General features: G+C 63.9%; 12 protein-coding genes. All 12 read right to left on the reverse strand.

The features are described 5' to 3' along the window. Positions 1-662: 662 nt before the first annotated feature. The gene (locus Q0X68_RS11890) at positions 663-2,135 is read right to left on the reverse strand and encodes a LutB/LldF family L-lactate oxidation iron-sulfur protein (protein WP_297752074.1); all 1,473 of its coding nucleotides are present in this window, start codon (positions 2,133-2,135) and stop codon (positions 663-665) included. Beyond that, positions 2,132-2,902, reverse strand: coding sequence for a (Fe-S)-binding protein (locus Q0X68_RS11895; RefSeq protein WP_297752076.1), 771 nt, complete (start codon positions 2,900-2,902; stop codon positions 2,132-2,134). Before Q0X68_RS11895 ends, Q0X68_RS11890 begins: the two co-directional genes overlap by 4 nt. An 11-nt stretch (positions 2,903-2,913) precedes the next feature. Beyond that, entirely contained in the window at positions 2,914-4,605 is a 1,692-nt protein-coding gene (locus Q0X68_RS11900; protein WP_297752079.1) for an L-lactate permease, read from the reverse strand. A gap of 154 nt (positions 4,606-4,759) precedes the next feature. Beyond that, complete coding sequence (locus Q0X68_RS11905) at positions 4,760-5,485, reverse strand: hypothetical protein (protein WP_297752082.1); 726 nt, start codon at positions 5,483-5,485, stop codon at positions 4,760-4,762. 186 nt (positions 5,486-5,671) lie between these two features. Next, positions 5,672-6,367: a FadR/GntR family transcriptional regulator gene (locus Q0X68_RS11910; protein ID WP_297752085.1), complete on the reverse strand. Its 696-nt coding sequence runs from the start codon at positions 6,365-6,367 to the stop codon at positions 5,672-5,674. Continuing rightward, positions 6,351-7,412, reverse strand: coding sequence for a 3-dehydroquinate synthase (gene aroB, locus Q0X68_RS11915; protein ID WP_297752087.1), 1,062 nt, complete (start codon positions 7,410-7,412; stop codon positions 6,351-6,353). The genes Q0X68_RS11910 and aroB overlap by 17 nt, the downstream gene beginning before the upstream one ends. Beyond that, positions 7,409-7,903: a shikimate kinase gene (locus Q0X68_RS11920; RefSeq protein WP_297752090.1), complete on the reverse strand. Its 495-nt coding sequence runs from the start codon at positions 7,901-7,903 to the stop codon at positions 7,409-7,411. Before Q0X68_RS11920 ends, aroB begins: the two co-directional genes overlap by 4 nt. After that, positions 7,900-9,084, reverse strand: coding sequence for a chorismate synthase (aroC, locus tag Q0X68_RS11925; protein WP_297752093.1), 1,185 nt, complete (start codon positions 9,082-9,084; stop codon positions 7,900-7,902). Before aroC ends, Q0X68_RS11920 begins: the two co-directional genes overlap by 4 nt. A gap of 13 nt (positions 9,085-9,097) precedes the next feature. Then, positions 9,098-9,922, reverse strand: coding sequence for a shikimate dehydrogenase (locus Q0X68_RS11930; RefSeq protein WP_297752096.1), 825 nt, complete (start codon positions 9,920-9,922; stop codon positions 9,098-9,100). Continuing rightward, positions 9,907-11,025: an endolytic transglycosylase MltG gene (gene mltG, locus Q0X68_RS11935; RefSeq protein ID WP_297752099.1), complete on the reverse strand. Its 1,119-nt coding sequence runs from the start codon at positions 11,023-11,025 to the stop codon at positions 9,907-9,909. The genes Q0X68_RS11930 and mltG overlap by 16 nt, the downstream gene beginning before the upstream one ends. After that, the gene (gene ruvX, locus Q0X68_RS11940; protein WP_297752102.1) at positions 11,022-11,486 is read right to left on the reverse strand and encodes a Holliday junction resolvase RuvX; all 465 of its coding nucleotides are present in this window, start codon (positions 11,484-11,486) and stop codon (positions 11,022-11,024) included. Before ruvX ends, mltG begins: the two co-directional genes overlap by 4 nt. Then, positions 11,479-13,785 (reverse strand): alanine--tRNA ligase (gene alaS / locus Q0X68_RS11945; protein ID WP_297752105.1); only part of this gene is annotated, 2,307 nt, incomplete at its 5' end. The genes ruvX and alaS, both read right to left, overlap by 8 nt.

The following is a 13,785-nucleotide window of genomic DNA, read 5'->3' on the forward strand; positions in this document are numbered from 1 at the left end:
GATTCCTCTACGTCTCGTGGGCTCGGAGATGTGTATAAGAGACAGGTGCACTCCTTCGACTCGGCTCAGCTCGATATCACTCGTCGCCGAGCCCCCCGAAATCCAGGTGATGGGGCGACGGTCATCCACCGCGCCTCGTAGCCTGGCAACCCCCTCAGGAACATCGCTCACCACTTGATCGGCACGGACCACGCAGACGTGGCGATCGGGCAGGAGGCTGAGCGCGCGTCGGCCCTGGCCTGGGCCGTGGTCGAGCGCGATCGTGCCCGAATCCGCCATGGCCACGGCGCAGGTCGTGACCACGGTGTCGATCTCGTTGAGCTCGTTGTGCGTGAGTTGCGGTTCGTCGAGGTGCACCGTGACGTTCGCCGCCTTGACCGCATCCAGCCAACCGTCGGGTACGCCCTCGGGCACCACGACATGCTCCGAGCCGAGCGTGCTCAGCGCTTCGGTCAGTGCACTGTTCACATCAGATTCGCCGACCTGCACGACGGTGGCGCGGTAGTCCTCAATCTTCTCGACGAGATCCGCGAGGACGTCCTTCGTATCGAGCGGTTGACCATACTCCCACTCGACAGCGATGTCCGTCGCCTTCTCCGACGAAGGAACATCTTGCAGGGCCTTGCGCACCCTGCCGAGGATGACTTCCTTTGCTCCCATGGTCAGCTCCTCTTCTCTTGCTTCCACCAGTCGCGGAAGGTCTTGGTGGGTGGAGGCTCAACGTCGCGGGCATTCGTCCACTTGTTCACTAGCGGGACGGGCAGTGGGCCAATCCACTTCTTGCCGAACACGTGTCCGGCGGTCTTGGACGCGCGCTGCACCGTTTCGAGGTGGCTGCCCTTCGACATAACCCAGCCGGCCATCTTCATGAGGCCCTGCTCCACCGTCGGATGCTTCGACATCTTCTTCTCCGCCACGCGACGGCGCTGATCGACGAGAATGTCCGTGAACGGAATACGCACGGGACACACCTCGTTACACGCTCCGCACAGGCTCGATGCGTACGGCAGCGCCTGGTCTACCTTCGACGTGATCCCTCGCAGCTGCGGGTTGAGGATGGCGCCGATGGGTCCAGGGTACGGGGAACCGTAGGCGTGGCCACCTGCACGTTCGTAAACGGGACAGATGTTCAAGCAGGCCGAGCAGCGGATGCATCGCAGCGCGGCACGGCCGAGCGGATCGGCAAGCACATCGGTGCGCCCGTTATCGAGCAGCACGACGTGGAGATCCTGTGGTCCATCGCCTTCTTGCACGCCGGTCCACATGGAGGTGTAGGGGTTCATACGCTCACCAGTGGATGAGCGGGGCAAGAGCTTGAGGAACACCTCGAGATCCTCGAATGTGGGCAGGATCTTCTCGATGCCCACCACGCTGACGAGCGTTTCGGGAAGGGTGAGGCACATGCGACCGTTGCCCTCGGACTCGACGATGACGAGCGTGCCCGTCTCGGCGACGATGAAGTTGCCGCCGGAAATCGCCATCTTGGCGCGGAGGAACTTCTCCCGCAGGTGCAGGCGTGCAGCCGCTGTGAGTTCCGGCGGATCGTCGCTGATGCCTTCGGGCGCTGGCTTGCCGTAGCGGCCCATCTCAGCTTCGAAGATCTCACGAACCTCGGAGCGGTTGCGGTGAATGGCGGGCACGAGGATGTGGGACGGCAGGTCATGCCCCAACTGCACGATGAGCTCCGCGAGGTCGGTTTCCCAAGCGGCGATGCCTTCCTTCTCGAGGTGCTCGTTGAGGTCGATCTCCTGGGTGGCCATCGACTTGATCTTGACGACCTCGTCGACGCCCTTCTGCTTCGCAATGCGCGTGACGATGTCATTCGCTTCTTGCGCATCACGTGCCCAGTGGACGGTGATACCGGCCTTAGTCATCGCCTCCTCGGCCTGCTCAAGGTAGTAATCGAGGTGGCGCCCAACGCGGTTCTTGATCTGCTCCGCAGCGGTGCGCAGCTCCTCCCAGTTCGGCACCTCGCTAGCGCGGACGACGCGCTTTGCACGGATGGTGCTCGTCGCGTGGCGGAGGTTCTTGCGCTGGATGGAGTTCTCGAGTTCAGATTTCACCGCCTCGGGGAACGGTGGGATGCCGAGCCATGCTCCCTCTGGCGGGGCGGGGGTTAGACGTTCGACGGTCATCGCGCTTCCTCCTTGGTGCTAGCGAGGATCTCGACGAGATGGATAGTTTGTACGCCGGAATGCTGGCGGTGCAGCATGCCGCCGATGTTCATCAGGCAGGCGTGGTCGCCGCCGACGACGTACTCAGCGCCGCTGTCGATCACGTGCCGAGCCTTATCGGAAGCCATGGCGACCGACATGTCCGAGTTCTTCAGCGAGAACGTGCCGCCAAATCCACAGCACTGGTCGGCCTCGGGGAGGTCCACAAGGGTGATGCCCCCGACGGCTTCCAGAAGCTGCATCGGCTTGTCCCCCAGCTTCAGCATGCGCTTGCCGTGGCAGGACGGGTGGTAGGTCACCTTGTGCGGGAACCAGGCCCCCACATCAGTGATGCGCAGCACGTCGACGAGGAACTCGGCGATGTCGTAGGTGCGCTTCGCGGTGGCGGCCGCATCGCGCGCGAGGCCGGCGTCGCCCACATGATTGGCGATCATCTCGTGCTGGTGGTGCACGGAGGCCACGCATGAGCCGGAAGGAGCGACGACGTATTCCGCATCGCCGAAGCTCTTCACGTAGTTACGGACGGTGCCCTCGGTTTCCTTGAAGTAGCCGGTGTTGGCCATGATCTGGCCGCAGCAGGTCTGTTCCTTCGGGAACTCCACCTTGCATCCGAGGCGTTCGAGCAGTTTCACCGTCGCGATGGGGACGGATGGTTTCATGGTGTCCGTGATGCAGGTGGCGAACAGTGCCACCGTGATCCCGGCACCTGGAAGTGTGGCTGTGGTCATGCTTATTCCTTTCAGATCAGCCAGCTGAGGACCGGTGTCGACATCAATCCGACGATGACACACATCAATGCGAGCAGAATGAGGCTCCATTTGAAGACCTTGCGCAACACCACAGACTCGCTGCCGACCAGGCCGATGGCAGTAGCGGCGATGGTGAGCGACTGGGGCGAGATCATCTTGCCGACGACGCCGCCGGCGGCATTGGCGCCAACGAGCAGTTCACGCATGCCCTGCACTCCGAGATGGCTGCCTTGGCCAATCTCCTGACCGACGGTGGACTGCAGACCGGAGAACAGGATGTTCGCGGAGGTATCCGAGCCGGTCACGTAGGTGCCGATCCAGCCGAGAATTGGTGACAGGGCCGCGTAAATGGATCCGGCTGTGGCGATGAAGAAGCCGAGAGCGAGTGTTTGGCCGGAGTCGCCCATCACGTAGGCCAGCGCGACGACGAGACCGATCGTGAGTGCGGAGAACCGCATCTTCTTCATGTTTTCCCACAGCACCGCGAAGGTTTGCCCGAGCGACATCTTGTAGACGACGCCGGTGAGGATCGCCACGATCGCGAGCAGGATGCCTGGCGATGATGCCCACAGCAGCGTGTAGGTCTGGTGCGAGGCCGGGCTGCCGTCGAGGCCCATCAGGTTGCCGAGCAGCGGCCATGCGAAGCTCACGTCGAGCGACTTCAAGAAGCTTTTCACCGCGGGGATGGATGCGATGCCGAATACCACGATCACCATCAGGTAGGGCACGAGCGCCATGACGATGCGGTTGGTGGTGAGCTCGGGCTGGTCAGCGTCGTCGTGAGCTGCCGGCTCCCAGTCCTTCTCAACCTCGGGTGCCATCATCTCGCTGATGCGACCCTTGGCGTCGGTGCCGCCGGTTGGGTGCCACAGCTTGAGGAAGCCGAGCGTGACGGCGATGCTGACCACGGCTGCGAACATCTCGGTCAGGTTGAACAGCGGCGTGGAGCTCACGATCCACTTGGTGACGCCAAAGGAGACGCCGATGACGAGGCCGACGGGCCAGCACTGCTTGAGGCCCTTGGCGCCGTCCATCACGAGCAGGATGAGGAACGGAACGACGAGGCTCAGCATGGCGGTGATCCGCCCGCTGATCGGAGCGACGGCGAGCACGTCCAGCTCAGCGGTCTGTGCCGCCACGACGATGGGTAGTCCGACGGCGCCAAACGCCACCGGGACGGTGTTGGCAAGCAGCGCCACCATGGCTGCGCGAATGGGTGAGAAACCAACGGCGATCAGCATGGCGGCGGCGATGGCTACCGGCGCACCGTAGCCAGCCAGGGCTTCGAGAAGACCGCCGAAGCAGAATGCGATGATGAGGCCGACGACGCGCGGGTCATCCGAAATGAGGAAGAACGTGCGTCGAAGATCTTCAAAGCGCCCCGACTTCACCGTCACCTCGTACATCCAGATTGCGGTGAGCAGGATCCACACGATCGGGAAGATGCCGTAGAGGATGCCGTGCACGCTCGTGGACAGCGCCATCACCACTGGCATCCGGAAGGCTGCAATCGCGACGATGAGTGCAACGCCCCACGACGCCAACGCCGCGTAGTGGGCCTTCCATCGCAACGCTCCCAGCGTGACGAGCATGCAAATGATGGGCAGCGAAGCCAAGAGTGCGGACAGCCATAGCTGTCCGGTGGGGTTCGTCTCTGGGACGAATGTCTCAAGCAAAGTCATGGTTGAACTCCGTTGTTCTGCCTACAGCAGCACTTTGGTACTACCGTATGTCGTAAATTATAACGGTCCGACCAATTTGTCAATGCACCCGGGGTGGCGTACTCGCGGCGCGGGATAAGAGCGCTTGGACTCGGCGGTGAGCCTTCACACACTATCAGTCTTGATTGAGCATCCATGCCGAGTTGGAGTCCCACTCAGGCAGCAGCTCCAACACAGATGTCCATGTTCGTTTGTCGAGGTGAACGCTCACGGCACGTGCTATGTCTCTACGTCCGTCCTGAAGCGCACGCGCTACTAGAAAGGCGGCCGGCAAGCCGAGCTGAACGAAGTCTGGCATCTGAGCAAGCACACCATCAGGGTGAGCAGCTTCCCTCACCGAATGCGCGAAGTGGTCGATGCCCTCCGACGGTATGTCGAATACCTCGGTGCCTAGAGTTCCAGGAGCAAGGATCCTGGCGAGGTAGCGGGCTTGCATTCTGGGATCAGCAAATTGGATGGTCGAAAGCCATCGCACTACATCACGGCAGTTGCCACCTTCCAGAATCTCCGATGCCCAAATGGATTCTTCTAGGGCAAACCAGCGTTCTTGATCATTCGCTGCAGCGCGGAACACTGCCCGAAGCAGGAGGAAATCGTCATGCAGTGGGTAATCAAACACTGCATGACGGTCGCCATCATTCGATCGATACAACAGCCAGAACACGTCTTCTGGACTTGCCCTCGGCCCGCACACGTCCTTCACCAAACCCCAGACCCATGATGGGCGAGACATTCCATCGCGCAGAAGATGCTGCAGTTCGTCACCGTCGGCATCCGCGACGTCGAGCAGCCAATGCTCCCATGCTTCGGGATGATGCTCGCCCTTCTGCGCCACCACCATGAAACCCCTCCTTCTCCGCTTCCTCGCCGGATCTTGCAGGTTTGAGGGGAACTTCCCTGCATCCTGATGGACCGTGTCTGCCTCACCCCAGCGTATCCACGGATCACTGCACGCACCCACAGTGTGGGAAGAAAATGAGATCGGCGCCACAGACTCGCGCATTGCGCACAGTGTGTGGAAAGGGTGTCAAAACAGCGCCGTGGCAGCGTCGCGGATGTGGTGCTCGACGAGGTCTGCAGCATGCGACCCGTCGCCGCTGCGGATGGCGTCGTAGATCGATCGGTGTTGTTCGCACAGAAAGGTGCGGATATCCGCCCAGCGGTCGACGCCGAGTGAGGCTTGCAAGATGGGCCGACGTAGCGCCTCACGGATTGCCACCGTGAGGTCACGCAGTAGTGGGTTGCCCGAGATTTGGGCGATGCAGTGGTGGAAATCGGTGTCGAGATCGTTGTACGGCGCGAGCTCGTGGGTGCCATCCATCGCTTCAATGATGCGCTGCAGACGAGCGTGATCGTCCGACGTCGCTGTCGACGCCGCGAGGCTCGCTGTCGCTCGCTCCAACGCGATGCGGGTTTCCGTCAGGTCTGTCTGCGATTGCGATGCCGTGGCGAGGTGCAGGGAGAACAAGCGTCCGAGAGCTTTCGACTGCATCGCGATCACGCGCGTTCCCCGTCCAGGGCCTGGCTGTGACTCCAGCACACCGTAGGCACGCATGGCACGGATCGCTTCGCGTACGGCCCCGCGACTCACACCGAGTTCTGCTGCGAGTTCTCGCTCCCCTGGGAGGCGGTCGCCCACCGTGAGCGCTCCGGAGAGTACCTGTTCTTGCAGATGGGTGAGCGCGAGGAGGTATCCCCCGGCGGTGTCAGGCAAGCTCGGCATAGCACGCTTCTAGCACGGCTTCGTCGGGGCTGATAACGATGGTTGGCGAACCTACCTCGCGTAGGCAGACGAGCCGCAGGGCCTGGCCGCGTGACTTCTTGTCGAGGCTCATCACGTGCCGTAGCCCGGCGAACTCTCCATCGTAGGAGGTTGGGAGTTGCAACGAGCGGAGGAGCTCGTCGTGAAGCGCCACGGTGTCATCGTCGAGTCCGGTGACCTTGCCGGAGACGCGAGCGATCCAAGCCATGCCCACCGCGATGGCCTCGCCGTGGCGCCACGAATAGTGTTCGGAGGTTTCGATGGCGTGGCCCAAGGTGTGACCGTAGTTGAGAGCTTCGCGTCCTACCTTGTCCCCGACGGACGTCGCCTCGCGAAGATCGGCGGCAACCACGTCGGCTTTCACCGAGATAGCTCGCTGAACGAGTTCCGCGAAGGTGCTTCCCGATACGTCGAGCCGATCATCCCGCGCTGCCAGGGTGAGAATGCGTGCGTCGCGAATGAAACCGCACTTCACCACTTCGGCCATGCCGGAGCGCAGTTCGCGTGACGGAAGCGTGGCGAGGAAGTCGAAGTCGCAGAACACCGCGCGCGGCTCGTAGAACGCACCGACGAGGTTCTTACCCGCCTCAAGATTGATGCCCGTCTTGCCACCCACCGCCGCGTCCACCATGGCGAGCACGGAGGTTGGCACGGAGATGTACGCGACGCCGCGAAGCCAGGTGGCTGCGACGAAACCGGCGAGGTCGGTCACCGCTCCCCCGCCGATGCCGACCACCAGATCGTTGCGGGTGAATCCGGCCTTGGCGAGCTCGTTCCAGCAGTGCTGCAGCACCGTTGCGGTCTTGGCGGCCTCCGCATCGGGAACGGGAATACGCACGACGTTGCCGGCCACGTGCGTTGCGACGGCGTCCGCCAGTTGCGGCAGGTGTTCGGGGAAGACGACGGCGACTCGAGAGCACCCCTCGCCCGCCGCGGAGATGCCCTCGAGTACCCCGGCGCCGATGTGCACGTCGTAGGGATGCTGCTGGGAGTGGACGGTGATCACTGCTGATGCTCCGCGACGATCTGGTCGGCCACCTCGGCTGTGCCCCGCCCATCGGTCTCAATCGTTTGCGTGGCGCATGCCTCGTAGAACGGCGTGCGCTCAGCGAGCAGCTTGACTAGCGTCGCGCGAGTATTGCCCAGCAGAAGCGGGCGGACAGTGTTCATGCCTACGCGGCGCGCGGCCTGGCCCGCAGACACCTTCAGCCAGATCACCTCGTGGCCTTGGAGCGCTTCGCGGATGGGTTCGTTCATCACGGCGCCGCCGCCGAGCGAGACCACATCGGCGGTATCCAGCAACTCGAGTGTGGCTTCCTCCTCGGCTTGACGGAAGTAGGCTTCGCCCTCGTCGGCGAAGATCTCGCTGATGGGTTTTCCCAGCACCTCTTCGATGCGGGCATCGACATCGACGAACGTGAGGTTGAGCTTTCGCGCGACGCGCTTGCCGACGGAGCTCTTCCCGGCGCCCGGCGCGCCGATGAACACCATGCTCATGCCAGCCCCAGCCCCCGTTCGCGGACTTCGTCGAGGTACGCGGTGGCGTTGCGACGCGTCTCCGCGACGGAGTCGCCGCCGAACTTCTCCAGCACGCACTCGGCCAGCACCAGCGCCACCATTGCCTCCGCGACGACGCCCGCCGCCGGCACGGCGCACACGTCGCTGCGCTGATGGTGAGCGGATTGAGGCTCGCCCGTCGAGACGTCGATTGTACGCAGCGCGCGGGGCACCGTCGCGATGGGTTTCATCGCCGCCCGGACGCGCAACAACTCGCCGGTGGACATGCCGCCTTCGGTGCCGCCCGCGTGATCGGTGGCGCGACGGATACCTGGCAGGATTTCATCGTGGGCCTTGGAGCCTCGGGTACGGGCGAGTTCGAACCCATCGCCCACCTCGACGCCCTTGATGGCTTGGATGCCCATGAGTGCGCCAGCGAGGCGCGCGTCGAGCCGACGGTCGCCCTGGATGTGCGAGCCGAGGCCAGGAGGCACACCCTCGGCGATCACTTCGACGACGCCGCCGAGCGTGTCGCCACCCTTGTGGCACGCCTCAACTTCCGCCTGCATCTTGGCCGACGCCGCCGCGTCGAAGCAGCGCACAGGGTCGGCGTCGATAGTCTCCAAATCGTCCCACGTTGGACGCTCCGCCTTCTCGGAGCGCACCGGCCCGAGCTCAACCACGTGGCTCAACACCTTGATACCCAAAGCCTGATCGAGGAACGCCATCGCGACGGTGCCGAGCGCGACGCGGGCTGCCGTTTCACGCGCAGATGCGCGCTCCAAAATAGGGCGGGCCTCGTCGAAGCCGTACTTTTGCATGCCCACCAAATCCGCGTGGCCGGGACGCGGGCGAGTCAGTTTCGCGTTGCGCGCGAGGGATGCGAGCTCGTTGGGATCCACCTCGCCGGGCGCCATCACTTGCTCCCACTTCGGCCATTCGGTGTTGCCGACCTCGATGGCAATCGGCGATCCGAGGGTCTCGCCGTGACGGAAGCCAGCCAGGAGTCGCAGCGCGTCGGCTTCAAACTTCATGCGGGCCCCGCGCCCGGCCCCCAGCCGGCGCCGAGCGAGGTTACGCGCGATCTCCTTCTCCTCCACCCGAACGTGAGCGGGGATGCCTTCCATGGTGGCAATCAGGGACTGACCGTGCGATTCACCGGCCGTGAGGTAACGAAGCATGCCGATCATTCTTTCAGAGAGTCTTACGCCGACGAAGTTCCTGCTCGGCAGCTGAGAGGCACATCTCGAACGTGACCCGGTGCCCCGTGAGCCAGAAGAACTGATCGACAGCCTGTCCGGCGAGCAGATCCAGGCCCGACAATGCCCGACGGTGCAGCGCGCTCGAGGCGACCCCAAGGGGCGTGGGCCACGGGTCATAGACCACATCGAAGATCGTCGTCGCGCATTCTGCCCAACGCCGAGCGTGAGGCTTAGTCGCGAGCGTAGGAACCGTGCTTGCGAGCAGATCCACCGGCTCCAGCGCGTCGGAGAGCAACTGCACCTGGGCGCTCATCCCCAGCCCAGCGGCAAACTTCCGTAGCCCTTCGGCTCGCTCGAGGCTACGAGCCACAATCACGACGCTCTCGGCACCCAACTGAGCCACCGCCAGCGTGATCGACCGCGCAGTAGCACCATTCCCGACGATCGCCACCCGCCTCGGCGTCGGGGCACCCGAGCGCTCGAGGGCCAGCGCAAAGCCGGGCACGTCGGTGTTGCGAACCAGAGGCTGCTCCCCGAACACCAGCGTGTTGCCGCAACCCAGCAGGCGCGTCGGCTCGTCGGGTTCACCGAACTCGACGATGGCGTCTTTGTGCGGTGCGGTGACGCTGAGCCCCGCCCAGCTGGGGTTAGCCTGACAACGCGCTATAAACGCGGACAGCTCGCTAGGTGTGACGTCGATGGCTTCGTATCGCCAATCCAGCCCGACCGCGGCGTAGCCGGCGGCATGGATGGCTGGCGAGAGGGAGTGTGAGGCCGGATCACCGATGACGGCGCAACGCATCATTTGCCTGAGCACTTGCCCTTGTTGGCCTGGCAGTACTCCTGGAACTTCTTCACGTTGGCGTTGTGCTCCTCGAGCGTATTGGCGAAGAGCGTCTCCCCGGTGTCGAGGTTGACCGTGACGAAGTACAGCGCCTCGGTGTCTGCCGGGCTGAGGGCCGCCTTGATGGCGGTCTCGCCTGGGTTATTGATGGGGCCGGGCGGTAGCCCCTTGTGGCGGTACGTGTTGTACGCCGATTCGCTGGCGCGCTCGGCGGCCGTGGTGGTGACCGCGCCGGTCTTACCCACCGCATAGTGCACCGTCGAGTCCATCTCCAGCTTCATATCCTTCTCGAGCCGGTTGTAGATGACGGCAGCGATGAGCGGCTGGTAGTCCGGGTCGTGCGACTCGCCTTCGATGATCGATGCGACGGTGAGCGCCTCGAGCGGAGACTTGCCGAGGGCCTTCGCACGATCGGCAAGGTCGGTGCGCCCCGCAACGGTATTGAACTGTTTGACCTGGTTCTTCATGATCGCGAAGGCGTCGATGGGCTCAGCCACGTCGTAGCGAGCAGGGAACAGGAAACCCTCGAGCTTCCCCTTGGTATCGGCCCACTTCGGGAGCCCCAATTCGTCTGCACGCCCCGCGGCGGTGTCGATTTGTTCCTTGGAGAGCCCGAGCTCACTACTGATACGGGCCTGCTGTTCCTTCACCGTGGTGCCTTCGGGGAACGTGATCCAGATGCGCTTGATGTTGCTCGGATCGAGCAGCATTTTGAGTGCTGTTTCTGCAGGCAGTTCCTTGCGGAGCTGGTATCTGCCGGCTTGGAGCCGGTCGACGGAACCGGAACTGAGCGCTTCGCTGCGGAACTTCCGCACCGACTTCACCACGCCCGCTTCATAGAGAATGTCGCCGATCTCGGTGATGCCTGCACCGCGAGGAATCACGACGTCGATCTCTTCTGTGCCATTCCCGACGAAGTCGTCATCCGGGGTGGTGGCGGCGACGTAGAAGTCGTGGGCCTTCGAGTACGCGAACCAGCCCCCACCAATGAGTACCGCGAGAGCGAGCAGCACTGCGAACGCGCCTCGGCCGTAGTAGGCCACGTCGCGCCAGTTCACAGGTTTCTTCTCGCTCATTCGTCCTCGTTTCCGTGCAGTGGCTCACCAGCCGGCTCGCCCATGCGCTCTTCGACGTCGACCGCGGTTTGCAGAATCTCTACCGCCGCAGCTTGATCGATGATGCCACGCTGAGATCTGGTGTCTCGTCCGACACTCCCAAGACTACGCGACGCCGACGCCGTGCTCATCCGCTCGTCGACCAGTCGAACCTGCGTTGGCGCGACGCGCTGCGCCAACGCCGTAGCTTTCTGCCGCACAAATTCCGCGGCTGGCCCCAACCGGCCTTTGAGATCGAGCGGATATCCCACGTAGATGATCTCTGGCTCGTACTCCTCGACGATGACGGCGAGCTGGGTGAGCTCGTCGCGGCCGGCCCGCACCGTCGCCACGGGGTGGCACACGGTCGTGTGGCGCCCGCACGCGGCAACACCGATGCGAGCCTTACCCCAGTCGATGCCTAGACGCGGAGAGTCAGGCATCAGCAACCTTGGCTCGCACGGCCGCCAACGCTGCGTCGGCTTGCGCCCAATCAGCGCCGCCGCCTTGCGCCAGGTCGTCCTTGCCGCCGCCCTTGCCGCCGAGCGTCGCACACACCTCCCGGATGAGTGCGCCTGCCTTGAGGCCCTGCTCCCGGGCGGGTTCATTCGTAGCGACGATCGCGGCAGGCTTGTTCGTGCCGCCGATCAGCGCGACGACGCCCGCCGTCGCGCTATCCAGGCGCTCTCTGAGGTCGGACGCGAGGGTGCGCAGGTCGCCGCCGCCCACCCCTTGAACCTTCAATGCGAGCAGATTGACCGAGCCGACGCGTTCCACGCCAGCAAGCATCGCTTCGGCGCTGGCCAGCAGCTTCTCCGACTGCAGCTTGGCGATCTGTTTCTCTGCGTCCTTGAGCTGCTGCACGAGCTTCCCGACACGCTCCCCCAACTGTTCGGGGGCTACCCGCAACGTGTCGGTGAGCTCGCGCACGAGCGCGCGCTCGGCGGCGAACTGCCGGAACGCGTCACCTGCGACGAGCGCCTCGACGCGTCGCACTCCGGAGCCCACCGACTGCTCAGACACGAGGTTGAGCACACCGATCTGTGCGGTGTTCGCCACGTGGGTGCCCCCGCACAGCTCGCGTGACCAAGGACCCGCTAGCTCCACCATGCGCACGATGGGTGGGTACTTCTCGCCGAACATGGCCATCGCCCCGAGGGCTTTGGCGTCCTCGAGCTTGAGCTGCTGGCTGGTCACGTCGAAACCGTCAAGGATGGCCTGGTTGGAGCGCTCCTCCACTTCGCGACGCAGCTCCTCACTCATCCCTTGCGGGGACGAGTAATCGAACCGCAGGTAGCCAGGCTTGTTGTAGGAACCGGCCTGCGTCGCCCCCGAGCCGAGCAGCTCGCGCAGCGCGGCGTGGACGATATGCGTCGCGGTGTGGGCCTGCGAAGCTTGATGGCGAAGCGCCGGATCAACCTGCGCCTCGACGGGCACCCCCACCCCGAGCTCACCAGCGAGCTTCACTCGATGCACGACGAGCCCCGGCACCGGGCGCTGCACGTCGAGCACGTCGGCCGTGAATCCGTCGCCGACGATGACTCCATGATCGGCGTCCTGGCCGCCGGCCTCGGCGTAGAACGGCGTCTCCTCGAGGATGAGCTCCACTTCAGCGCCGTCGCCGGCACGATCGGTGGCGTGACCGTCGACAATGAGGCCGCGCACCTTCGTCTGCAGCCCGAGCTCCTCGTACCCGGTGAAGGGGGTCTCCCCTTGTTCGCGGAACTCACGGTATGCCTCGTGGTTCGCGAGCCCGCCCTTCTTCGCCTTGGCGTCTGCCCGGGCGCGGTCTTTCTGCTCCTTCATAAGCGCTTCAAATGCCGTGCGATCGACGGTGAGCCCCTGCTCGGCGGCCATCTCCATCGTCAGGTCAATCGGGAAGCCGTAGGTGTCGTGCAGCTTGAAGGCCGTATCCCCAGGCACCGCCGTCGCCTTGGACTGCTTCAGCTCGGCGGCGACGCCGTCGAATAGCACCGTGCCCGCCTGGAGCGTGCGTCGGAAGCTTTCCTCTTCCGCAGACGCGGCTTGCGAGACGCGGTCCCATGCCTCAGTGATCTCCGGGTACGACGGCTCCATGAGCGCCTTCGAGACGGGCAGCAGTTCGCTGAGCACTGGATCCTGGACGCCCAGCAACCGCATCGCGCGAATAACTCGACGAAGCAGCCGGCGCAGCACGAAACCGCGAGCCTCGTTGCCGGGAGTGACGCCATCGGTCATCAGCATCAGAGAACTGCGGACGTGGTCGGCAACGACGCGGAACCAGATGTCGTCCTCGGCGTTCGCGCCGTAGCGTTTGCCGGAGAGCTCTGATGCCTTCTGGATGACAGGGAACACCTGATCGATCTCGTACATGTTCGTCTTGCCCTGCTTGACGAAGGCAATGCGTTCGAGCCCGGCGCCGGTATCAATGTTTTTGCTCGGCAGAGCGCGGGCAACGTCGAAGTCGTCCTTCGCGCGAACCGCGGAAAGCTCCTCCTGCTGGAACACCAGGTTCCAGATCTCAAGGAAGCGGTCTTCGTCGGCCTCGGGGCCGCCGTCGGGGCCGAACGCAGGGCCACGATCCACATAAATCTCGGAACAGGGACCACCGGGGCCGGGAACGCCCATGTGCCAGTAATTGTCTTTGAGCCCGCGTTGCTGGATGTGCTCGCTTGGCACACCGACGGCGCGCCACAGGCCGATGGTTTCTTCGTCGCCGTGGAGTGCGGTTACCCAGATCTTGTCGCCGTCGAAGCCCAAGCC

The sequence above is a fragment of the uncultured Tessaracoccus sp. genome, assembly GCF_947286155.1.
Classification (GTDB): domain Bacteria; phylum Actinomycetota; class Actinomycetes; order Propionibacteriales; family Propionibacteriaceae; genus Arachnia.

What these genes read in the sequence shown, in the direction of transcription:
- Q0X68_RS11890 (WP_297752074.1), bottom strand. Translation starts at nt 2,135, where the DNA reads ATGACCGTCGAACGTCTAACCCCCGCCCCGCCAGAGGGAGCATGGCTC.
- Q0X68_RS11895 (WP_297752076.1), bottom strand. Translation starts at nt 2,902, where the DNA reads ATGACCACAGCCACACTTCCAGGTGCCGGGATCACGGTGGCACTGTTC.
- Q0X68_RS11900 (WP_297752079.1), bottom strand. Translation starts at nt 4,605, where the DNA reads ATGACTTTGCTTGAGACATTCGTCCCAGAGACGAACCCCACCGGACAG.
- Q0X68_RS11905 (WP_297752082.1), bottom strand. Translation starts at nt 5,485, where the DNA reads ATGGTGGTGGCGCAGAAGGGCGAGCATCATCCCGAAGCATGGGAGCAT.
- Q0X68_RS11910 (WP_297752085.1), bottom strand. Translation starts at nt 6,367, where the DNA reads ATGCCGAGCTTGCCTGACACCGCCGGGGGATACCTCCTCGCGCTCACC.
- Q0X68_RS11920 (WP_297752090.1), bottom strand. Translation starts at nt 7,903, where the DNA reads ATGAGCATGGTGTTCATCGGCGCGCCGGGCGCCGGGAAGAGCTCCGTC.
- aroC (WP_297752093.1), bottom strand. Translation starts at nt 9,084, where the DNA reads ATGCTTCGTTACCTCACGGCCGGTGAATCGCACGGTCAGTCCCTGATT.
- mltG (WP_297752099.1), bottom strand. Translation starts at nt 11,025, where the DNA reads ATGAGCGAGAAGAAACCTGTGAACTGGCGCGACGTGGCCTACTACGGC.
- ruvX (WP_297752102.1), bottom strand. Translation starts at nt 11,486, where the DNA reads ATGCCTGACTCTCCGCGTCTAGGCATCGACTGGGGTAAGGCTCGCATC.